At 73.2% G+C, this 20,874-nt stretch carries 22 protein-coding genes; 14 read left to right on the top strand and 8 right to left on the bottom strand.

The features are described from left to right. Positions 1-36: 36 nt before the first annotated feature. Entirely contained in the window at positions 37-402 is a 366-nt protein-coding gene (locus ACGF07_RS34470) for an MmcQ/YjbR family DNA-binding protein (protein ID WP_392905426.1), read from the top strand. Positions 403-598: 196 nt separating this feature from the next. Next, the gene (locus tag ACGF07_RS34465; protein ID WP_350750163.1) at positions 599-1,783 is read left to right on the top strand and encodes an alpha/beta hydrolase; all 1,185 of its coding nucleotides are present in this window, start codon (positions 599-601) and stop codon (positions 1,781-1,783) included. Between the two features lie 96 nt (positions 1,784-1,879). Here ACGF07_RS34465 and ACGF07_RS34460 read toward each other — a convergent pair whose 3' ends face one another. Further along, positions 1,880-2,860, bottom strand: a complete 981-nt coding sequence (locus ACGF07_RS34460; protein WP_392905424.1) for a helix-turn-helix transcriptional regulator — start codon at positions 2,858-2,860, stop codon at positions 1,880-1,882. A gap of 110 nt (positions 2,861-2,970) precedes the next feature. Here ACGF07_RS34460 and ACGF07_RS34455 point away from each other — a divergent pair, with 110 nt between their 5' ends. After that, the gene (locus tag ACGF07_RS34455; protein WP_392905421.1) at positions 2,971-3,549 is read left to right on the top strand and encodes a TIGR03086 family metal-binding protein; all 579 of its coding nucleotides are present in this window, start codon (positions 2,971-2,973) and stop codon (positions 3,547-3,549) included. Between the two features lie 167 nt (positions 3,550-3,716). On the opposite strand, the gene ACGF07_RS34450 is transcribed toward ACGF07_RS34455, so the two are convergent. Further along, positions 3,717-4,730, bottom strand: a complete 1,014-nt coding sequence (locus ACGF07_RS34450) for an aldo/keto reductase (protein WP_350743933.1) — start codon at positions 4,728-4,730, stop codon at positions 3,717-3,719. Then, on the bottom strand, positions 4,727-5,230 hold the full coding sequence (locus ACGF07_RS34445; RefSeq protein WP_350743934.1) for a MerR family transcriptional regulator: 504 nt from the start codon (positions 5,228-5,230) through the stop codon (positions 4,727-4,729). The genes ACGF07_RS34450 and ACGF07_RS34445 overlap by 4 nt, the downstream gene beginning before the upstream one ends. Positions 5,231-5,349: 119 nt before the next feature. On the opposite strand from ACGF07_RS34445, the gene ACGF07_RS34440 reads away from it, so the two are divergent. Continuing rightward, positions 5,350-6,195: a serine hydrolase domain-containing protein gene (locus ACGF07_RS34440; protein ID WP_392905419.1), complete on the top strand. Its 846-nt coding sequence runs from the start codon at positions 5,350-5,352 to the stop codon at positions 6,193-6,195. Between the two features lie 21 nt (positions 6,196-6,216). Here ACGF07_RS34440 and ACGF07_RS34435 read toward each other — a convergent pair whose 3' ends face one another. Beyond that, complete coding sequence (locus ACGF07_RS34435) at positions 6,217-6,993, bottom strand: pirin family protein (RefSeq protein ID WP_392905417.1); 777 nt, start codon at positions 6,991-6,993, stop codon at positions 6,217-6,219. 334 nt (positions 6,994-7,327) lie between these two features. Between ACGF07_RS34435 and ACGF07_RS34430 the strand changes: the two genes are divergently transcribed. The 5 genes from ACGF07_RS34430 to fabF all read left to right on the top strand — a co-directional run bounded on the left by ACGF07_RS34430 (position 7,328) and on the right by fabF (position 12,370). After that, on the top strand, positions 7,328-8,524 hold the full coding sequence (locus tag ACGF07_RS34430) for a PucR family transcriptional regulator (protein ID WP_392905441.1): 1,197 nt from the start codon (positions 7,328-7,330) through the stop codon (positions 8,522-8,524). Between the two features lie 91 nt (positions 8,525-8,615). Next, positions 8,616-9,575 (top strand): ACP S-malonyltransferase, encoded by a 960-nt coding sequence (locus tag ACGF07_RS34425; protein ID WP_392905415.1) that lies wholly within the window; start codon positions 8,616-8,618, stop codon positions 9,573-9,575. Next, positions 9,572-10,603: a beta-ketoacyl-ACP synthase III gene (locus ACGF07_RS34420; RefSeq protein WP_350743938.1), complete on the top strand. Its 1,032-nt coding sequence runs from the start codon at positions 9,572-9,574 to the stop codon at positions 10,601-10,603. The genes ACGF07_RS34425 and ACGF07_RS34420 overlap by 4 nt, the downstream gene beginning before the upstream one ends. 80 nt (positions 10,604-10,683) lie before the next feature. Beyond that, the gene (locus tag ACGF07_RS34415; RefSeq protein WP_350743939.1) at positions 10,684-10,926 is read left to right on the top strand and encodes an acyl carrier protein; all 243 of its coding nucleotides are present in this window, start codon (positions 10,684-10,686) and stop codon (positions 10,924-10,926) included. 181 nt (positions 10,927-11,107) lie between these two features. Further along, on the top strand, positions 11,108-12,370 hold the full coding sequence (gene fabF / locus ACGF07_RS34410; protein WP_350743940.1) for a beta-ketoacyl-ACP synthase II: 1,263 nt from the start codon (positions 11,108-11,110) through the stop codon (positions 12,368-12,370). A 73-nt stretch (positions 12,371-12,443) separates the two neighbouring features. Here fabF and ACGF07_RS34405 read toward each other — a convergent pair whose 3' ends face one another. Continuing rightward, a complete protein-coding gene (locus ACGF07_RS34405; protein WP_188296478.1) occupies positions 12,444-12,938 on the bottom strand; it encodes a DUF3145 domain-containing protein in 495 nt (164 codons plus the stop codon). Between the two features lie 354 nt (positions 12,939-13,292). Further along, positions 13,293-14,318, bottom strand: coding sequence for an NADP-dependent oxidoreductase (locus tag ACGF07_RS34400; protein WP_392905413.1), 1,026 nt, complete (start codon positions 14,316-14,318; stop codon positions 13,293-13,295). A 105-nt stretch (positions 14,319-14,423) separates the two neighbouring features. Between ACGF07_RS34400 and ACGF07_RS34395 the strand changes: the two genes are divergently transcribed. Together ACGF07_RS34395 and ACGF07_RS34390 are read left to right on the top strand one after the other, a co-directional pair. Continuing rightward, the gene (locus ACGF07_RS34395; RefSeq protein WP_392905411.1) at positions 14,424-14,888 is read left to right on the top strand and encodes a MarR family winged helix-turn-helix transcriptional regulator; all 465 of its coding nucleotides are present in this window, start codon (positions 14,424-14,426) and stop codon (positions 14,886-14,888) included. A 119-nt stretch (positions 14,889-15,007) separates the two neighbouring features. Next, entirely contained in the window at positions 15,008-16,522 is a 1,515-nt protein-coding gene (locus ACGF07_RS34390) for an LCP family protein (RefSeq protein ID WP_392905409.1), read from the top strand. 4 nt (positions 16,523-16,526) lie between these two features. Here the strand turns inward: ACGF07_RS34390 and ACGF07_RS34385 are convergent, their stop codons facing one another. Further along, positions 16,527-17,447 carry a 1-aminocyclopropane-1-carboxylate deaminase/D-cysteine desulfhydrase gene (locus ACGF07_RS34385; RefSeq protein WP_392905406.1) on the bottom strand — a complete coding sequence of 307 codons (921 nt, stop codon included), beginning with the start codon at positions 17,445-17,447 and terminating at the stop codon, positions 16,527-16,529. 420 nt (positions 17,448-17,867) lie between these two features. Beyond that, a complete protein-coding gene (locus ACGF07_RS34380; protein WP_392905404.1) occupies positions 17,868-18,047 on the bottom strand; it encodes a hypothetical protein in 180 nt (59 codons plus the stop codon). A gap of 379 nt (positions 18,048-18,426) precedes the next feature. On the opposite strand from ACGF07_RS34380, the gene ACGF07_RS34375 reads away from it, so the two are divergent. The 3 genes from ACGF07_RS34375 to ACGF07_RS34365 all read left to right on the top strand — a co-directional run bounded on the left by ACGF07_RS34375 (position 18,427) and on the right by ACGF07_RS34365 (position 20,460). Further along, positions 18,427-18,807 (top strand): hypothetical protein, encoded by a 381-nt coding sequence (locus tag ACGF07_RS34375; RefSeq protein WP_392905402.1) that lies wholly within the window; start codon positions 18,427-18,429, stop codon positions 18,805-18,807. A 151-nt stretch (positions 18,808-18,958) separates the two neighbouring features. Beyond that, positions 18,959-19,801 (top strand): tyrosine-type recombinase/integrase, encoded by an 843-nt coding sequence (locus tag ACGF07_RS34370; RefSeq protein WP_392905400.1) that lies wholly within the window; start codon positions 18,959-18,961, stop codon positions 19,799-19,801. Between the two features lie 221 nt (positions 19,802-20,022). Beyond that, a complete protein-coding gene (locus tag ACGF07_RS34365; RefSeq protein ID WP_392905397.1) occupies positions 20,023-20,460 on the top strand; it encodes a hypothetical protein in 438 nt (145 codons plus the stop codon). The last annotated feature ends 414 nt before the right edge of the window (positions 20,461-20,874 follow it).

The raw sequence follows: 20,874 nt of genomic DNA, 5'->3' as shown, positions 1-20,874 counted from the left end.
GGGCGTGTTGTCGCCGCCCTGCCCTAACCTGCCGTCATGGTGACGTTCGACGAGTTCCGCGCGATGGCCCTCGACCTGCCGGAATCCGCCCAGGAGCCGACCTGGGAGATCGAGACCCTGCGGGTCCGGCACAAGATCTTCGCGATGGGCGCGCCGGAGGGCGGCAGCGTCACCGTCAAGGCCTCCCCGGAGGACCAGGCCGAACTGCTGGCCGCCGAGCCCGAGGTGTTCTCCGTCGCCCCCTACGTCGGACGGCACGGCTGGGTGCGGGTCCGGCTGGACCTGGTCGACCGGGAGGAACTGCACGAGCTGGTCACCGAGGCGTGGCGGCGGACGGCGCCCAAACGGCTGGTCCGCGAATTCGACGCCCGGCACCCAGGCAGGGGCGCCGGAACGCCCTGACACGGACGCCTGGAGGACACCCCCGGTTCATGTGATCCATCCCACAGTTTAGGCGTGTCCGTCACTCAGCCGTGACCTCTACGCTTGCGCAGGGAAGTTCAGCAGTCCAATCGCACCCTCCGGGCACCGCCCGAGAAACGGTGACGGGCCCAAGGGAGTTGGTGCGGTGCGCAAGCGTCGACGCTGGAAGCGGGTAATGATCGGGGCGTTCGCGGGCTGTGCCGTGCTCGCCGACGCCGGTGCCTCGGCGGCCGCGGCCGCGGTCTCCTCCGAGCAGCTGGCGATCTCCACCCCTCCGGCCGGCAGCGCCGCCTGGATCCAGGACCACTCCTTCGGGCGCTCCCTGCCCGACCCGGCCGTCACCGGCCCGACCGAGGCCGCCGCCTTCTTCGCCTCGCTCGCCCCCACCGAGCTGGACCGGCTGGTCAAGGCCTACCCGCTGGTCGTCGGCAACTACGACGGCGCCCCGCTGGACCTGCGCTACCGCGCCAACCGGATCGCGCTGGCGAACGAGCGCGACGCCGCCCGGGCCCGCGCCGCGGACAAGAAGCTCGACGCCGAGACCCACGCGCTGGCCGTCTCCCGCGCCAACGACGTCGAGCGCCTGCTCGCCCCCGGCCGCCAGATCCTGGCCTTCGACCCGCGCGGCCGCGGCCTGGTCACCGAGGTGTGGGGCGACCTCGCCGACGCCGAGCGGATCTCCGTCCTCGTCCCGGGCTCGGACGCCGACCTCGGCCACTTCGACCAGACCGCCGAGCCGCTGCGCTCCCCCGCCGGGATGGCCCGCGCCCTGTTCGCCGAGGAGCGGCGCCAGGCCCCGGGCACCCGCACCGCCGTGATCGCCTGGACGGGTTACGTCACCCCCTCCGGCCTCGGCCCGGACGCCGCCACCTCCCGGCTCGCCGACGTCGCCGCGCCCCGGCTGGAGCGACTGCTGGCCGGCCTCAGGGTCACCACCCGGCCGGACGCGCCCCCGGCGCTGCTCTGCCACTCGTACGGCTCGGTGGTCTGCGGCACCGCCGCCCCGAAGATCCCGCGCGCGGCCGCCTCGCCGTCCGACACCTCGGGCATCACCGACATGATGGTCTTCGGCAGCCCGGGCATGGGCGTGCAGAGCGCCTCCGAGCTGGGCGGCGGCGTCCACGTGTGGGCCGCCCGCAACCCCAGCGACTGGATCGGCAACGTCCCCTTCCTGGAGGTCGGCAAGCTGGGCCACGGCGCCGACCCGACCGGCAGCGGCTTCGGCGCGGAGCAGATCTCCTCGGCCCGGGCCTCCGGCCACAACGGCTACTTCAGCGACGGCACCGAGAGCCTGCACAACTTCGCGGCGATCTCGCTCGGGGACTACCGGGACGTCGTCCGGACCACGCCCGAGTCCTGAACCGGCCGGGGCCCCGCGGCCCCGCCCGGGTACGACCCGACCCCCGCCACCGCCCGGCCGCGGCCGTGGCGCCCCGCCCGCGCCGGCCGCGACAGCTCAGTCCTGGTACAGCCGCAGGGCCTCCGCCGCCGACCGGGCCAACTCCCGCCGGGCGGCCGGCGGGGCCAGCACCTCGACATCCGCGCCGAAGGCCAGCAGCGAGCGGACGGCCGCCGGGGCCGGGAAGGCCATCACCAGCTCGACCCACTCCTCGCCCGGGCCGGACACCGCCTCCGGTGGCAGCTCGGTGACCCGGCCGCCGTGGATGCGCAGGAACATGTCCAGCCGGCCGCGCCGGACCCGCACCCGCACCGGCACCTCCGTGGGCACCCGCTCCACCTGCTCGCGCAGCGCCGCCCAGACCTCGCCGAGCCCCATCCCCTCGCGACGCCGCACCGCCTCCTCGGTGGTCTCCGCGGCCAGCACCCGGTCCGCCCGGAACAGCCGCGGCTCGCCGTGCAGGTCGGCCACCAGGTACCAGACCGAGGCCTTGCTCACCAGCCCGTACGGGTCGACGGTGTACTCCACCGGCGCGGGCGTGCCGCTGTGCCGGTAGCGCAGCCGCAGCCGCCGGTCGGCGAACACCGCGTACTGCAGCTCCCCGAGGTCCGGACCGCTCCCCGCGCCGGGCTGGGGGCCCTGCATCCAGCGCGCCGGGTCGACCAGGATGCGCTCGCTGACCCGCTCGGCCGCCGGGCGGTGCGGGGCGGGCAGCGCGGCCATCACCTTGCGCAGCGCAGAGCCGAGCGCTCCGTCCAGTCCGAGGTCGCTGTGCGCGCCCTGCGCGGAGAGCACGAACAGCGCCCGGGCCTCGTCCGCCGTCAGCCCGGTGACGTCGGTGCGGTAGCCGGGCAGGAGGTTGATGCCGCCGTGCCGGCCGCGTTCGGTGAACACCGGCACCCCGGCGGCGGACAGCGACTCCACGTCGCGGTAGATGGTGCGCACCGACACCTCCAGCCGTTCGGCCAGCTCGGTGGCGGGTACCCGGCCACGGGTCTGGAGCAGCAGGAGGATCGAGAGCAGCCGGTCGGCCTTCATGACACAAGGATCCCAGTAATCCTGACGGCACTTGTCAGGTTTTACTGGGAGATTGCGTTTCGAGCCCGACAGGGCCGGAAGACCGCACCGCACCAGGGAGCTGACCACCCGTGAACACCGTCCAGGACGCCCGCCCGCAGTACCTGCTCGCCCTCGGCCAGTTGGCGGAGCTGTTCGCCGCCGTCACCCCGGCCGACCTCGACCGCCCCACGCCCTGCGAGGAGTTCACGCTGCGCGGGCTGCTGAACCACGTGGTCGGCGGCGTCCACCGCTTCGCGTACATGGGCGAGGGCGGTCGCGCCGAGGACGTCGTCGCCGCCATCGAGGACCCGTCGGACGGGGGCTGGCCGGCCGCGCTGGCCCGGGCGAGCGCCCGCGCGACCGCCGCGTGGGCGGACGACGCCAAGCTGGGCCGTCCGACCTTCGCCCCCTGGGGCGAGGTGCCCGGCGGCATGGTGGTCGGCGGTTACGTGATGGAGGCGACGACGCACGCCTGGGACATCGCGAAGACCCTGGACAACGGCTTCGTGCTGGACGACGGCCTGGCGCACACCGCGCTGGGCATCGCCCAGGCCGTCCTGCCGGCCGAGGGCCGCGTCGAGGGCGTCCCGTTCGCCGCGGTGCAGCCCGTGGCCGAGGACGCCGACGTCCACACCCGGCTGGCCGCCTTCACGGGCCGCAAGGTCTGAAGCGGCCGACGCGGGCTGCCGGGCAGCAGGCCGGCCGGGCGCCCGACGCCCCGGGCCCGGGGAGTGACGGCTCCCCGGGCCCGGTCGGCGCCGTTCCGGCGCTCCGCCGGTCCGAACTCCCCGGGCCCGGTCGGCGCCGTTCCGGCGCTCCGCCGGTCCGCCGCGTGCTACTCCCGCCCGACGAAGGTGAAGTTCATGTCGGCGTAGCGGCCACCGGCCACCTGGGCCGACACCGGCTCCAGCAGCGCCAGTTCCTCCGCCGTGAGCCGCAGCGTCGCGGCGGCGACGTTCTCGGCCAGCCGGCCGCGCCTGCGGGTGCCCGGGATCGGCACCACGGCCAGCCCGTGCACCTCGGCCCGCTGCTGCACCCAGGCCAGCGCGACCTGCGCCATGCTCAGCCCGCGGGCCGCGGCGATCTCCCGCAGCGGCGCGAGCAGTTCGGCGTTGGCCGCCGCGTTCTCGCCGGTGAACCGCGGCTGGGAGCGCCGCACGTCGTCCGCCGCGAGCTGCTCGGCGTTCTGGAACGAGCCGGTCAGGAAGCCGCGGCCGAGCGGCGAGTACGGCACGAACGCGACGCCGAGCTCGGCCGCGGCCGGCACCACCGCCCGCTCGACGTCCCGGGCGAACACCGACCACTCGGACTGCACGGCGGCGATCGGGTGGATCGCGTGCGCCTCCCGCAGCTCCGCCGCCGTCACCTCGGACAGGCCGAGGTGGCGCACCTTGCCGGCCTTGACCAGCTCGGCCATCGCACCGACCGAATCGGCCAGCGGCACCGCCGGGTCGCGGCGGTGCATGTAGTAGAGGTCGATCTCGTCCACGCCGAGGCGGCGCAGCGAGGCGTCCACGGCCGCGTGGATGTACGCCGGGTCGTTGCGGATGCCGCGGTGGGCCGGGTCGTCCTCCCTGCGCTCGATGGCGAACTTGGTGGCGAGCACCACCTCGTCCCGGTGGGCCCGGACGAAGGGGCCGATGAACTCCTCGTTGCGGCCGAAGCCGTAGGCGTCGGCGGTGTCGAACAGCGTGACACCGGCCTCCAGCGCCGCGTCCAGGGTGGCGAGCGCCTCGCCGGAGTCGGTGGGGCCGTAGAACTCGCTCATACCCATGCAGCCGAGGCCCTGGATGCCCACCGTCGGGCCGGCGGTGCCGAGTTCGGCGGTGGGGAGTACGGGGTGCGTCATGCGCTCTGCTCTTCCTCTCCTCGGTAGTACGTGCAGACGGCCGGCGCGCCGGTGCTGTCGGCGATCCTTCCGGCGTACAGATCGATCTTGTAGTCGAGGACGGACAGGGTGGCCTGGAGGTCGGCGATCCGCTGCCGGACCTCCTCGCGCTGCGCGACCAGCAGCTGCCGGCGGTCCTCGTAGGTCTGCTCGCCGCGGCGGGCCATGTCGACGTACCGGAGCATGTCCGCCACCGACATCCCGGTCAGCCGCAGGCGGCCCAGGAAGGCCAGTCGGTGCAGGTCGGCGTCGCAGTAGCGGCGCTGGCCGCCGGCCGCCCGGTCCACCGGGTCGAGCAGGCCGATCCGCTCGTACCAGCGGAGCGTGTGGGCGGTGAGTCCGCTGGCGGCGGCGACCTCGCTGATGGTGTGCCGCGCGGTCCGGTCCGGTTCGCCGACCGGGTGGTCGAACACCTCGGAGCAGGTGCGCAGGCGGCTCTCGACGTGCGCGGGTGTGGCCATTGATCGTTCCCCCTGTCCTGTGCGACATCGACGACGCTACCGAGTTCGAGTGCACTCCAAGCAAGCCTGCCGATCACGTGGCGCCGACCCGTCCGCGGCCCCGCGTTAGAGTCGACCGCATGGAGAGCTTGCGGATGATCGAGAACTGGCCCGTGCCCCACGCCGCGGCGGCGGTGGTCCGGGGCGCGGACGGAGCGGTGCTGGGTTCGCACGGGCCGCAGCAGCACCTCTTCCCGCTGGCTTCGGTGACCAAGCCGCTGACCGCGTACGCGGCGCTCGTCGCGATCGAGGAGGGCGTCTTCGAGCTGGACGACCCGGCCGGCCCGCCCGGTTCGACCGTGCGCCACCTGCTCGCCCACACCTCCGGCCTGGGCTTCGACGAGGACCGCGTCTTCGGTGAGCCCGGTACGCGCCGGCTCTACTCCAACGCCGGCTTCGACGCGCTCGCCCGGGCGCTCTCCGAGGCCGCCGGGATCGAGTTCCACCGCTACGCGGCCGAGGCGGTGTTCGAGCCGCTGGGCATGCACGACACCGTGCTCAACACCGCGCACAAGTCCCCGGCCGGTGCCGGCGGCCTGTCCACGGCGGCCGATCTGACCAGGTTCGCCGCCGAGCTGCAGTCGCCCAAGCTGCTGGACCCGTCCACCGTCCGGCGGGCCACCCGCGAGGTCGCCTTCCCCGGCACCAGCGGGGTGCTGCCCGGCTACGGCCACCGCCGCCCGAACGACTGGGGCCTCGGCTTCGAGATCCGCGACGGCAAGAGCCCGCACTGGACGGGCACCGCCAACTCGCCGGAGACCTTCGGCCACTTCGGCCAGTCCGGCACCTTCCTCTGGGTCGACCCGCAGGCCGGTGCGGCCTGCATCGCGCTCACCGACCGGGACTTCGGCCCCTGGGCCGTCGAGGCCTGGCCGGCCCTCTCCGACGCGGTGCTGGCGGAGCTGGCGGAGCCGGACAGGACCTGACCGGGGAGCCGCCGAGCGGGGTCAGCCGTACGAGACCGGCGAGTGCATCTCCCAGAGCAGGAGTTCGGCGCCGGTCCCGCCCGCCGTCGGGTCGGCGAAGGCGTCGCCGGTGATCCGCACGCTGTCGCCCGGGACCATCGAGCGGCCGCCGCCCTTGGGCCCCGGGACGGTGCGGTACCCGAGCGAGCCGGCCGTCAGGTGCGCGTACCGCCAGGGCGCCTCGGGCAGTACCGGCAGCGGCTGCCACGGCCCGGCGACGGCCAGCCAGAGCGCGGCGTCGCTCCGGCGCAGCCGCAGGGCGTCCGTCCCCGCGTCGCGCGCCATCCCGGAGGCGAGCAGCGTCAACCCGCTGTCCGCCGGTTCCACCCTGCGCAGGCCGTACGCGGGGGCGGCGCCGAACTCGTCCGGCTGGAGCCACATCTGGACGAAGCGCACCGGTCCGGTGGCACCGCCGAGGTTGCGCTCGGTGTGGGTGACGCCCGAGCCGGCGCTGAGGTGCTGGACCATGCCGGGGCGCACCACGCCGCTGTGGCCGTGCGAGTCCCGGTGGGCCAGCGCGCCCTCCAGCACCCAGGTCAGGATCTCGGTGTCCAGGTGCTTGTGCTCCTCGAACCCGGCGCCGGGGGCGAGGAGTTCCTCGTTGCACGCGAGCAGCGCGCCGAAGTGGGTGTTCTTCGGGTCGTAGTGGCCGGAGAAGGAGAACGCGTGTCGGGTCTCGATGCCCTCGGCCGGGACGGAGCGGTAGCGCTCGGCGGTGCGGCGCAGGTCGGCGCGGGGTCGGTCAGCGGCGTCGGTCACGGCTCCACCGTAGCCTCTGCGCCGGCCCGCCCAGGGGCGCCCGGCGGCGCTCGGGAGCCGGTGCCGACGCCGCCCGCTCCGGCGCTGCTCCCCCGGGCGGTCGCCCGGCGCTTCCGGTGTCGGCGCGCCCCGCGGGCCGAGGTGTGACCCTTGCCACCGCGCCGCTCGGCCGGGGGGTGTGCACGAGCAGTCACTCACGTGAGGCAGTCTTGTCCTTGTGCCAGCCGCTTCCGCTCACTCCACCAGCGAACCCAGTCCCGTCGCACCCGAACCGGCCGGGAAGAGTCCGGCGCCCCGGGCGGGCCGCGACCGCCCCGGCCGGGCGGCACCCCGTCTGACGGCCCAGGAGCGCAGGAACGCCGCCGAGCGGGCCGAGCGCCGGGCGGCGACGCTCAAGCGGCTGGAGAAGTCCTCGGGCAAGCTGGCCAGCGCCGCGATCGCGCGGATGGACGACCAGCTCGGCTGGTACCGCCGGATGCCGCCGGAGCACCGTTCCTGGATCGGCCTGGTCGCCCAGGCCGGCATCGCCGCCTTCACCGAGTGGTACCGCCACCCCGACACCGCCCAGGCGATCTCCACCGACGTCTTCGGCACCGCGCCCCGCGAGCTGACCCGGGCCATCACCCTGCGCCAGACCGTCGAGCTGATCCGCACCACGATCGAGGTGATGGAGGAGGCCATCGAGGAGGTGGCCGCCCCCGGTGACGAGGCGGACATGCGCGAGTCGGTGCTCGTGTACGCCCGGGAGATCGCCTTCGCCACCGCCCAGGTGTACGCCCAGGCCGCGGAGGCCCGCGGCGCCTGGGACGCCCGGCTGGAGGCGCTGGTGGTCAACTCGCTGCTGTCCGGCGACGCCGACGAGGGTGTGCTCTCCCGCGCCGCCGCACTCGGCTGGGGGCAGCCCAGCCAGGTCCGGGTGGTGATGGGCAGCGCCCCGGACGGCGACAGCGAGCTGGTGGTCGAGGCGATCCGCCGGGCCGCGCGGTACGCGAAGCTGCACGTGCTGACCGGGGTGCTGGGCAGCCGCCTGGTGGTGGTGGTCGGCGGTGACAAGGAGCCGGTGCACGCCGCCCGGGCGCTGATCGGCCAGTTCGCGCCCGGCCCGGTGGTGATCGGCCCGACCGTGCCGGACCTGCTCTCGGCGACCCGCTCGGCGCACGCCGCCGCGGCCGGTCTGCGGGCCTGCGCCGCCTGGCCGGACGCGCCCCGCCCGGTGCTGGCCGACGACCTGCTGCCCGAGCGGGCACTGGCCGGGGACCAGGCCGCCCGACGCCAGTTGGTGGAGGAGATCTACACACCGCTGGACGAGGCCGGCTCGGCCCTGCTGGAGACGCTGAGCGTCTACCTGGAACAGGCGTCCTCCCTGGAGGGCGCCGCCCGGATGCTCTTCGTCCACCCCAATACGGTGCGCTACCGGCTGCGACGTGTGACCGACGTCACGGGGTACGCGCCCTCCGACGTGCGTTCGGCGTTCACCCTGCGGATCGCACTGGCCCTCGGCCGGCTGGCCGCGGCCGGGGAGTCCAGCTGAGCCAGGGTGTAGGGACCATACAATCCCGGATGGTTTTCTTCGTTACCGTCGCCTACCCGCCCCTGGGCGCCTGGCGAGAGAGGGTTGAACCGTGCTCGTAATCGTCGCCCCTGGACAGGGTGCCCAGTCCCCCGGTTTCCTCAGCCCCTGGCTGGAGCTCGACGGTGTCGCCGACCGCCTGCGCGGCTGGTCGGAGGTCGCCGGGCTCGACCTGGTGCACGCCGGCACCGAGGCGTCCGCCGAGGAGATCAAGGACACCGCCGTCGCCCAGCCCCTGCTGGTCGCCGCCGGTCTGATGACCGCCCGTGAGCTGTTCCCGGACGAGGACCTCGCCCGCAAGCTGGTCGGCGCCGTCGCGGGCCACAGCGTCGGCGAGATCACCGCCGCGGCCGGCGCCGGGGTGCTCAGCGCCCGGGACGCCCTGACCTTCGTGCGTGAGCGCGGCCGGGCCATGGCCGAGGCCGCCGCCGTCACCGAGACCGGCATGATCGCCGTGCTCGGCGGCGAGCCCGAGGTCGTCGCGGCGAAGCTGGCCGAGCACGGCCTGACCGCGGCCAACAACAACGGCGGCGGCCAGATCGTCGCGGCCGGCACCCTGGCCCAGCTCGAAGCGCTGAAGGCGGACCCGCCGGCCGGCGCCAAGCTGATCGCGCTCAAGGTGGCCGGTGCCTTCCACACCGAGCACATGGCTCCGGGCGTCGAGCGGCTGGCCGCGCTGGCCCCGACGCTGACCGTGGCCGACCCGCAGGTCCGCTACGTCTCCAACAAGGACGGCGCGGTCGTCGAGTCCGGCGCCGAGGTGCTGTCGCGTCTGGTGTCGCAGGTCTCCAACCCGGTCCGCTGGGACCTCTGCATGGAGACCCTGGGCCGGCTCGGCGCGACCGCCGTGATCGAACTGTCCCCCGCGGGCACCCTCACCGCGCTGCTCAAGCGCAACCTCAAGGGCGTGGCCACGCTCGCCCTGAAGACCCCCGCCGATCTGGACAAGGCCCGTGAGCTCGTCGCGGAGCACGGCGGTCAGGATCAGCAGCCCCAGGAGGACCAGGCATGACCAAGCCGCAGATCCGGCCCGCCGCCGGTGCGCAGTACTCCCGCATCCACGGGGTCGGCGGCTACCGCCCGGTCCGGGTCATCCCGAACTCCGAGGTGCTGGAGTGGATCGACTCCTCGGACGAGTGGATCCGCACCCGCAGCGGGATCGCCGAGCGGCGCTGGGCCGGCCCGGAGGAGTCCGTCGCCGAGATGTCGGTGCAGGCCGCCGGCAAGGCCATCGCGCAGGCCGGGATCGCCCCCGAGCAGATCGGCGGCGTGATCGTCGCGACGGTCTCGCACCTCAAGCAGACCCCGGCGATCGCCACCGAGATCGCCGAGCGGCTCGGCTGCGGCACCGCCCCGGCGTTCGACATCTCGGCCGCCTGCGCCGGCTTCGGCTACGGCCTGGGCCTGGCCGACGGCATGATCCGCGGCGGCAACGCCGAGTACGTGCTGGTGATCGGCGTCGAGCGGCTCAGCGACCTCACCGACACCTCGGACCGCTCGACCGCGTTCATCTTCGGTGACGGCGCCGGCGCGGCGATCGTCGGCCCGTCGGACACCCCCGGGATCGGCAAGCTGATCTGGGGCTCGGACGGCTCGCAGGCCGACGTCATCTCGCAGACCCAGGCCTGGGACACCGCCTTCGCCAAGCCCGGCGCCATCAACGGCCAGGGCGAGGAGTCGAAGTGGCCGGCGCTGCGGATGGAGGGCCAGCCGGTCTTCCGCTGGGCGGTGTGGGAGATGGCCAAGGTGGCCCAGCAGGCGCTGGACGCCGCCGGGATCACCGCCGACCAGCTCGGCGCCTTCATCCCGCACCAGGCCAACATGCGGATCACCGACGCCATGATCAAGGCGCTCAAGCTTCCGGAGTCGGTGCCCGTCGCCCGCGACATCGCCGAGACCGGCAACACCTCCGCGGCCTCCATTCCGCTGGCGATGGAGCGCATGTTGGAGAGCGGTGAGGCGCACAGCGGCGACCTCGCGCTGATCATCGGGTTCGGGGCGGGTCTCGTGTACGCCGCGGCAGTCGTTACGCTCCCCTAGGCGCGTTTCGCCCCATCCATCCGCAAACCTGTGTTCGGCCGCCGGTCGGACACGCTCAACACCGAAGAGGAGCAGCCAGAATGGCTACGCAGGAAGAGGTCCTGGAGGGTCTCGCCGAGATCGTCAACGAGATCGCCGGCATCCCGGCGGAGGACGTCCAGCTGGACAAGTCCTTCACCGACGACCTCGACGTCGACTCGCTGTCCATGGTGGAGGTCGTCGTGGCCGCCGAGGAGCGCTTCGACGTCAAGATCCCGGACGACGAGGTCAAGAACCTGAAGACCGTCGGCGACGCGGTGAAGTACATCCTCGACAACGCCTGAGCGGTCGACTCGTTCGAGTCAACCAGCCCGTCCGGCGTCAGGAACGCCGCGGACGGCTGACCCGTCGGCCCGGCTCCCCGAGTCGAGCCGACCCGCCGGCCGGGACGCCCCACCGGGCGCCCGGCCGGGCCCTTCCCCGGCTCGCCGCCGACCCCCGCACAACGTGAAAGAAGAGAAACCAGTGACCGCTGAAAACCGTACCGTGGTCGTCACGGGTATCGGCGCCTTCACGCCGCTGGGCGGCGACGCCGCCACCACCTGGGAGAACCTGGTCGCCGGGCGCTCCGGAGTGGCGGCCCTGACCGAGGAGTGGGCCCAGGACCTGCCGGTCCGGATCGCCGCGCGCACCGCCGTCGAGCCGGGCGAGATCCTGCCCCGCCCGCTGGCCCGCCGGCTGGACCGCTCCGCCCAGTTCGCGCTGATCGCCGCCCGCGAGGCCTGGGCCGACGCCGGCTTCGAGACCCCGGCCACCGACGAGTCCTCCAAGCTCGCCCCCGAGCGCCTGGGCGCCGTCATCGCCTCCGGCATCGGCGGCGTGACCACCCTGCTCGACCAGTACGACGTGCTGCGCGAGAAGGGCGCCCGCAAGGTCTCCCCGCACACCGTCCCGATGCTGATGCCCAACTCCCCGGCGGCGAACGTCGGTCTGGAGGTCGGCGCCCGCGCCGGCGTGCACACCCCGGTCTCCGCCTGCGCCTCCGGGGCCGAGGCGATCGGCTACGCGATCGAGATGATCCGCAGCGGCCGCGCCGACGTCGTGGTGGCCGGCGGCACCGAGGCGGCGATCCACCCGCTGCCGATCGCCGCGTTCGCCAACATGATGGCGATGTCCAAGAACAACGACGAGCCCGAGCGCGCCTCCCGCCCGTACGACAAGGCCCGTGACGGCTTCGTGCTGGGCGAGGGCGCCGGTGTGGTCGTGCTGGAGAGCCTGGAGCACGCCGAGGCGCGCAGTGCCCGGATCTACTGCGAGGCCGTGGGTCAGGGCCTGTCCTCGGACGCCCACCACATCGCGCAGCCGGAGCCGACCGGCGCCGGCGTGGCCCGCGCGCTGGCCGACCTGTTCGAGCGCAACGCGCTGGACAAGGCCGAGATCGTGCACGTCAACGCGCACGCCACCTCGACCCCGCAGGGCGACACCGCCGAGCTGAAGGCGCTGCGCAAGGAGCTGGGCGACGACCTCGACCACATCTACGTCTCGGCCACCAAGTCGATGACCGGTCACCTGCTGGGCGGCGCCGGCGGCATCGAGACCGTCGCCACCGTGCAGGCGCTGTACCACCGGGTCGCCCCGCCGACCATCAACGTCGAGGAACTGGACGACGAGGTGGACGCGACGATCGTGCGCGAGGCCACCCCGCTGCCCGAGGGCCGGATCGCCGCGCTGAACAACTCGTTCGGCTTCGGCGGCCACAACGTGGTGCTGGCCTTCCGCACCCGCTGAGGACCGTGACGAAGGGGCCGGCGCTCTCCGCGAGCGCCGGCCCCTTCGTCGTACCGTCCGGGCCGTCGGGGTTTCAGACCACCTGGTGCAGCCAGCGCACCGGCGCGCCCTCGCCCGCGTACCGGAAGGGCTCCAGCTCGTCGTCCCAGGGCTTGCCCAGCAGCCGGGCGATCTCGGCCTCCAGGTCGGCGCCCTCGCTGCGGGCCCGCAGCAGCACCGCGCGCAGCCGGTCCTCGGGGATCAGGATGTCGCCGTGGATGCCCGTGACGGCGTGGAAGATGCCGAGCGAGGGCGTGCTGCTGTACCGCTCGCCCTCCGCCGTGGCGCAGGGCTCGCTGGTCACCTCGTACCGCATGAGCTGCCAGCCGCGCAGCGCGGAGGCGAGTTTCGAGGCCGTGCCGGGCTCCCCCTGCCAGGAGAGTTCGGCACGCCAATGCCCGGGTGCGGCCGGCTGGCGGATCCAGTCCAGGCTCACCCGCACACCGAGCACCCCCGCGACGGCCCACTCGACGTGCGGGCACAGCGCGCGGGGCGCGGAGTGGATGTAGAGAACTCCACGTGTCGTCACCGGGACCTCCAGGCTGTGGACGAGGGTCGCCTTCCCCAGCTGCCTCGCTGCCTGCAGTGATCCACAGTTACCCACGTTTGCCGACATTAAGCTACTAAATTGAGCAAAACGGACAGGCTTTCGCTCAATGCTAGTCGAATCCTCAACGAGGTCTACCCCTCGGCCGGATCTCTCCCCCGAACGGCCCCATCGCCGGGCGGGACCACCGTACCGCGCGGCGCCACGCGATGGATGACGCACTTTCGGATCCGGCCGGAATGCGGTAGTGCGGCCGCTTCCCCTGCGCCGTGCACGCGAACCGCCCCGCCGCCCTCCTCGGGCGCGCGGGGCGGGGTCCGTGCCGCTGACGGCGGGTCAGCCCTCCAGGCTGACCACCATCTTGCCGGTGTTGACGCCGCGCAGCAGGTCGATGAAGGCCTGGGCGGCGTTCTCGAAACCGTCCACCACGGTCTCCTCGGTGCGCAGCTCGCCGGACTTCAGCCAGCCGGCCACCTCGGCGACGAACTGCGGCTGCAGGGCGGCGTGGTCGCTCACCAGCATGCCCTCCAGACGCAGCCGCTTGCCGATCGCCAGCGCGAGGTTGCGCGGGGCGGCCGGCGCGGTGGTCTCGTTGTACTGGGCGATCGCGCCGCAGAGCACCGCGCGGCCGTGCACGCCGAGCGCGCCGATCGCGGCCTCCAGGTGGTCGCCGCCGACGTTGTCGAAGTAGAGGTCGATGCCGTCCGGGGCGGCGGCGGCCAGCTGCTCGGCCACCGGGGCGTCCTTGTAGTTGAAGGCGGCATCGAAGCCGTACTCGTCGACCAGCTTGGCGACCTTCTCCGCCGAGCCGGCCGAGCCGACCACCAGCGAGGCGCCCTTGAGCCGGGCGATCTGGCCGACCAGCGAGCCGACCGCGCCGGCCGCGCCGGAGACGAAGACCTTGTCGCCCTCCTTGAGGCCGCCGACGGCGAGCAGACCGGCGTAGGCGGTCAGGCCGGGCATGCCGAGCACGCCCAGGTAGGCGGAGAGCGGCGCGGCCTGCGGGTCGACCTTGACCGCGTGCCCGGCGGCCAGCGTGGCGTACTCGCGCCAGCCGAGGCCGTGCAGCACCGCGTCGCCCGGGGCGAAGCCCTCGGCCTCGGAGGCGACCACGTAGCCGACCGCGCCGCCCTCCATGGCCTCGCCGAGCCGGAACGGCGGGACGTAGGACTTGACGTCGTTCATCCGGCCGCGCATGTACGGGTCCACCGAGAGGTGGGTGTTGCGGACCAGGATCTCGGCCGGGCCGGGCGTCCGGACCGGGGCCTCGACCAGGGCGAAGTCGGTGGGCACCGGCCAGCCCTGGGGGCGGGCGGCGAGGTGCCATTCACGGGCGGTGGCGGGGGTGGCCTGCTCTGCCATGGAGGTGCTCCTCGGAGGGGTTCGACAGGGTGAAAGGTTGAGCAACTGAAGTAACGATGGACATGAAAGGTTCACCTTGTCAACTTTTCAGGTAGACTCGGGGCCATGGACACTCAGCCGACCCCGGCCGCCGCGCGGCAGTCCGACGAGATCACCCGCGAGGTCGTCGACCTGATGGCCAACCTGGTCGCGCTCTTCCACCGCGAGTACGAGGAGGCCGCGGCCGCCCGCTCGCTCACCGGCGCCCAGGCCAAGGTGCTGGCCCTGCTGCGGCGCGGCCCGCTGCCGATGCGGCAGATCGCCCAGACGCTCAGCTGCGAGCCGTCCAACATCACCGGCATCGTCGACCGGCTGGAGGCCCGCGGCTTCGTCACCCGGGAGGCCGACCGGCAGGACCGCAGGGTCAAGCTCGTCGCCGCCACCGAGACCGGCGCGGCCGCCTCCGAGGAGCTGCGCGAGTCCCTCAACTTCGCCCGGGAGCCGCTCGCCGCGCTCGGCCCGGAGGAGCGGACCGTCCTGCGCGACCTGCTCCGCCGGATGCTCGCCGGCGCCGCGGGCCCCGGCGCGTGAGCAGCATCACAGCCCCCGGAGCCGATTCCCCCGCCCGCAGGGGGTAACCGAACGGCCTCCCAGGACGTCTAACGTTCGAACATCGAACGCGAGACACCTGAAGACGGGGGGCACGGAGGATGAGCAGCAGCACGCGCCGGCGCCGCTACCTGCGGACCGCCATCGGCCTGGCCGCCGTGCTGGTGCTGTCGGTCGTGGGAGCCGGGGCCTGGTTCTACCACCGGCTGGACAGCAACATCACCACCTTCGACGCGGGCGGCGTCGCCACCGAGCGCCCGCCCGCCCCCGTCCCGGCCTCACCCGGTGCCCAGGTGCCGGTCAACGTACTCCTGCTGGGCTCGGACACCCGGGACGACGGCAACAACGCCCTGGGCGGCGGAGACCAGGGCCCGGGCCACTCGGACACCGCGATCCTGCTGCACGTCTACGCCGACCACAAGCACGCCGTCGGCGTCTCGATCCCCCGCGACACCCTGGTCACCCTGCCGGCCTGCAAACTGCCCGACGGCACCTGGACCAAGCCCCGCACCGACCAGATGTTCAACTCGGCCTTCAGCGTCGGCGACTCCCCCAAGGGCAACCCGGCCTGCACCCAGAACACCGTCGAGAAGCTCACCGGGCTGCGCATCGACCACACCGTGGTGGTCGACTTCAAGGGCGCCGCCGCGATGGCCGACGCCGTCGGCGGCGTGGACGCCTGCGTGCCCAACGACGTGGACGAGTACGGCATCCACCTCAAGAAGGGGATCCAGCGGCTCACCGGGCAGTCCGCGGTGGACTACCTGCGGGCCCGCCACGGGATCGGCGACAACTCCGACATCGGCCGGATGAAGCGCCAGCAGGCCTTCCTCTCCTCGATGATCAAGAAGGTGCAGAGCCAGGGCTTCTCGCTGACGACCCTGCTCCCGCTGGCGGACGCGGCCACCAGGTCGCTCACCGTGGACGAGGGCCTCGGCACCGCCATGAAGCTGGTGGACTTCGCCCGCTCGGTGCAGGACATCAAGCTCTCCGACGTCACCTTCGTCACCGCGCCCTGGCGCTTCGCCGGGGACCGGGTGCGGCTCGTCCAGCCGGACGCCGACACCCTGTGGAAGCTGCTGCGCGAGGACCGCACCCTGGACGGGCGGAGCACCGCCGGTACCGGCGCCGCCGCCTCGCCGGACGCGAGCCCCAGCGCGGACGCGCCGCTCGGCCCCGAGCAGGCCGCCGTCCCGATCACCGTGGTCAACGGCGTCGGAACCGCCGGGCTGGCCGGCTCCGGCGCCGAGACGCTCAAGGGCCGCGGCTTCCAGAACGTCGTGCTGGGCGCCAACGACCCGGGCAAGCAGCACACCCAGGTCTCCTACGACCCGGCGCTGAAGACCACCGCCGACCAGGTCGCGGCGCTCTTCCCGGGCGCCAGCGAGGTCGAGGAGCCCGGCTCGGGCGGCATCACCGTCACCCTCGGGGCGGACTACCACCCGGCCGGCAGCACCCGGCTGGACGCGGTCACCAGCCCCTCGCCGGCACCCGGGACGTCGGCCGCACCGAGTACCTCGCCGAGCGGCGTGCCGAGCGGCGTCCCGACCGGCATAGCGGAGAACACCCGCGGCGCCGACACCGACCCGTGCGCCGACCTGACCTTCGGCTCCTGAGCGCCTACTCCGGATCCGGCAGGCCGGTGACCACGGCGGTCAGCCGGGTGCCGGGCGGGAAGGCGCCCGCCCCGGCCAGGTCGGCCAGCGCGGCGAGCAGCTTGGCGACGTAGCGGCGCTCCACCGGGACGCCGTGGCGGCGCTCGAACTCCCCGGCGAAGTCGGCCAGTTCCGGCCGGACCCGGCCGTACCCGCCGCCGTGGTGGTCGTGGTCGATCCGCCAGTTGGCGAACTCGCGCCCGTACCCGGCCCGGTGCAGCCGGGCGACCTCCTCCTCCAGGTAGCCCTCGCCGCCGCGCAGCACGGCCACCCCGAGCGCCCGCGCGCCCGGCGGCAGGCCCGCCGCGATGCCGGCCAGGGTGCCGCCGGTGCCGACCGGGCAGCAGACCACGTCCCGCCCGCCGAGGTCGGGCAGCTCCGCCGGGATCGCGGCGGCACCGATCGCGGCCAGGGCGTTGGAGCCGCCCTCCGGAAGCACCAGGCACCGGCCCCAACGGCGCTCCACGGCCGCCGTGCCGTCCGTACCGCCCTCGCCCCCGGCCCGGCCGACCGCCTCCCGGTAGGCGGCCCGGGTGAGGAACTCCAGCCGCATCCCGTCCCGTTCGGCGGCCCGCAGCGACCAGTTGCGCGGCCGCCCGGCCAGTTCCTCGCCGCGCACCAGCCCGACGCTCTCCAGCCCGAGCGCCGAGGCGGCGGCCGCCACCGCCCGCAGGTGGGTCGAGTAGGCCCCGCCGAAGGTCAGCAGCCGGGTGTGCCCCTGCTCCACGGCGGCAGCCAGGTTCGGCGCGAGCTTGCGCCACTTGTTGCCGGGGACCGTCGGATGCAGTAGGTCGTCCCGCTTCAGCCGCAGCTCCACCCCGGCCCGGGCGAAGACCCCGTCGGTGCAGTCCACCAGCGGGGTCGGCAACAGGGCGGGTTCGAGCACCCGGCCAGCTTAGGCGGTGCCCACCGGGGAGCCACCCGGGCCACCCCGCGGGGAGCCGGGAGCTGGCACTCGCCAGCGGACGGCGCAGGCCCGCGTACCCGCGGGCCCCCGGGCCTGGCCGGGCAAGACCCCCGTCAGCCCACACAGCAGCGGCGGCGAGATGGTCACACGAGCAGCGCCCCTACGATCGCCGGCGAAATGCCAGCCCCCGTATCGACCGGTTCGCCGAAGCGGCACGGAGCGGTCGGGACAGGGCGGTGGGGGCGCCGGGGTCCGGTCTCCGGTTCACCGTGATCGAGGTCGACCTCGGTACCTACGAAGCGGAACCCGGCACGTCGGGCCACCGCTTCGCCGGCCGCATTCCCCTCGCCCGTCCAGAGGACGACCTGATCCCCCCCCCGGCTTCCAGGACCCAGTCGCTCAGCGCCCGGACGGCCGCTTCGCGGCTCCTCGGCCCCGGCCGTCCGGCGGGAGGGCGTAGAAGACCTCCGGATGCTCGCGGGTGACGATGATGCCCGCCGTACCCACGGACCGGCCGTCGAGGCGGACGGCGTAGCAGCGGCTGATGCCGTCGCGACTGCGAGCGTGTCCGCGTTCCATGCGGTCGCGGGGCCTGCTGCTCCGTCATGTCGGCCGGGTAGAAGGTTTAGCCCACGACGTCCGGTTCGCGCGACAGCCTCCGCTCCAACGGCCAGTCGGCGAGTTGCAGTTCCAGGAGCTCGATGCCGTCGGCCCGAAGGGTCACGCCACCACCCGGAAGCCGAAGGAAGCCCTCGTGGGATCACCGCGGCACAGGGTGGGGCAACCCGCAGGTCAGGGAGCGTTCCTCCGCAGCATGCGCCGCACCCGGAGTTGCGGCGCTCGACCGGGAGGCGCTCCATGGACAGGGGAGGTCGGCTGCGTCTGGTCACCCACGAGCCCTGGCACGCCCTGTCCCGGGCGCAGGCCTCCCATCCTCCTAACTCCTGGTTCCGAACTCATGTCCAACGCCGGACAGGTGATCGTCATGACCCACTCCATTCGCGTGCTGTATCAAATGCCGCCGACCGGTCGAAGGCGCCTCAACTTCAACTGGTGGCCGATCAAGAAGGATTCGGCGGTGGTCGTCACCTCCTGCCAGTGGCACGTCGACGCCGAGGGCCAGGGCAACGAGTATCAGGCCGGGAAAGCTCTACTCGACGACCGAACAGTCACCTTCGTCACCAACATCGGCGCCCACGACCCCGAGGGCGCCGATGGAGGCGTCGGGTTCTTCCTCCACACTCAGTCGAGCGACCCACACATCACCGACCTGACGATCATGGTGACCATCTCGGTCCTGGATGACATCGAGGATTTCGTGGACCTGTCCCGCGGCTGACGCGGGCCGGCCGCACCGTCACTCGTGGCCGCGCTCCCCCAAAGAGAGCTGGACCCGGCGATCCCGCCAACGCCCGAACGCCCGGGATCCGGACCGAACCTCTGCGGAATCTCAGATTAATGCCTCCATAGGCGGCGACGGAGCGGCCGGGGTGCCGTGCGACTGGGGATTTGGGCCAGTTGTTGACGTAGGTGGCGACGGTGTCAACGAGGTCGTCGAGGGCCTTGGCGCGGTCACTGCGGCGATCGAAGTCTCGGTCGAAGAGGCAAACCCCGCGCCGGACGCCCCACCCCGGAGCCCGCCACGCAAGCGGCACCAGCCGCTCAGCGCGCCCCGGCCGAGAACCCCGTGTCCGGCCCGGCGCGGTCCGACACTGGCTGTTGTCCCACCACGCCCGCACGATCTATCTCCTCGCCGAGGCGACCTCGACAGCGAGTCAGCCCGCCTCTTCGAGAAACGCGCCGCCCTCCAGGCCAGGCAGCGCGAGAAGGCAGGCCCGGCCTGGCAGAACACCGGCCTGGTCTTCACCCAAGAAGACGGCTCCGGCTACCACTCCGACTACCTGACCCAGCAGTTCAAGCGCCTCGTGGAACTTTCCGGCCTGCCCCCGATCACCCTCCACGGCCTGCGCCACGGCGCAGCCTGCATCGCCCACGCCAGCGGATCGAACCCCAAAGAGATCTCCGAGCAACTCGGCCACAGCACCATCAAGATCACAATGGACACCTACACCAACGTCCTCCCCGAGGCGAAGAAACTCCGGGCCGAAGCCGCACTCGCCATCGCTCCCCGCTCCGGCCGCCAGGCCCCCAGCGCCCCAGCGGAGGCCGAGCCGGCCACGGCAACCCCGGACACCGGGCACGCCGCCGTACCGGCGCAGGCCTCCCCGGCCGCCCCGGCTGCTGAAGCCGTGCCCGCGCCGCGTCCGGCCAGCGGCGGGCGCCTTGCGGCCCTCAAGCGACTCCGCGAGAAGAAGGTGGCCAGCGGGGTGTAGCAGCGCAAGAAGATCCTCAGGGGCGGTGACGGGCTGACGATCCTGTCGCCGCCCCTGCCTCTGTCCCTGACGCCGTATAACCTCCCGCAGTTACCGTGCTGCGGCCGAGCGGGCCGGGTGCGACCACCCGCACAGGGAACACGACCGAAACTCGCCTCTCCTGTGGCGTAGCGGTGAGCCAGACTGCTTCCGACCGTCTCCCTCACGAGGCAGGAGTGATCATGCGCATGGCGCGTTTGGCCGTCCCTGTCGGTAGCGTCGGGGCCGGCCTGGCCTTGACACTGCTCGCAGCAGCTCCCGCGAGTGCGTACGCGAACCACACCGTCTACTCGGAACGGTCGTCGAAAGGCGGGTACGGGACTGCGAACGCGTTCCTGACCGGCGAGTTCTTCTGGCTCCGGGTCTGTGACAAGGGAACGGCGGACGGCTACCGCGCCGTCGGCCGCCTGTCCAAGAACGGAACTTCCTGGTCCGCGACGCGGCATGCCGCGGGCGGAAGCGGCTCCTGCGTCGGCGGCTCAGAAGACGGCGTGACCAGCGGCTTCCTCCCCCAGCCGTTCGAGGGCACATACACGCTGAGCGTCTGTCTGCGCAACGGTGCGAGCGGCGCGGACTTCGCCTGTACCGACACCACGTTCTACTTCGACGGCTCGGCCTGACCGGTCTGCGCTGGGCACTCGGCACCGTGTCCAGTGCCGCCGTGCACTCTGCGTCACTTCACCGCATGGCCCGGCATCCTCCCCGCGTTCGGTGTTCCGGCCTAGAGAATGCCCTACTGGCTGGCGAGGCGAGGGCGGATAACCAGAAATTCCGATCGGCTCGACGGGGGACCGATCCGGCCAAGGGAGAGCCCGGGCCTCGACTGTCAGCCGACTCCCACGCGGGGCTGGGGAGGCGCCATGAGTTGCCGTGCGCGGCTCACGGCCCCGCCTGTTCCCCAGGAATTCCCCAACGCGGGTGAACTTCGGCGTGCCAGGCCTAGGTTCTGTCCGGCGGATCATGTGACTTCTCCATGCCGGGCTCGTTGTGCCCAGCATGGGGCGGGGTGATCTGACGAACGATGAATGGGTTCG

The sequence above is a fragment of the Kitasatospora sp. NPDC048194 genome (assembly GCF_043202455.1).
In the GTDB taxonomy this organism is placed as follows: Bacteria; Actinomycetota; Actinomycetes; order Streptomycetales; family Streptomycetaceae; genus Kitasatospora.
This window is presented reverse-complemented; position numbering and strand designations above follow the sequence as displayed.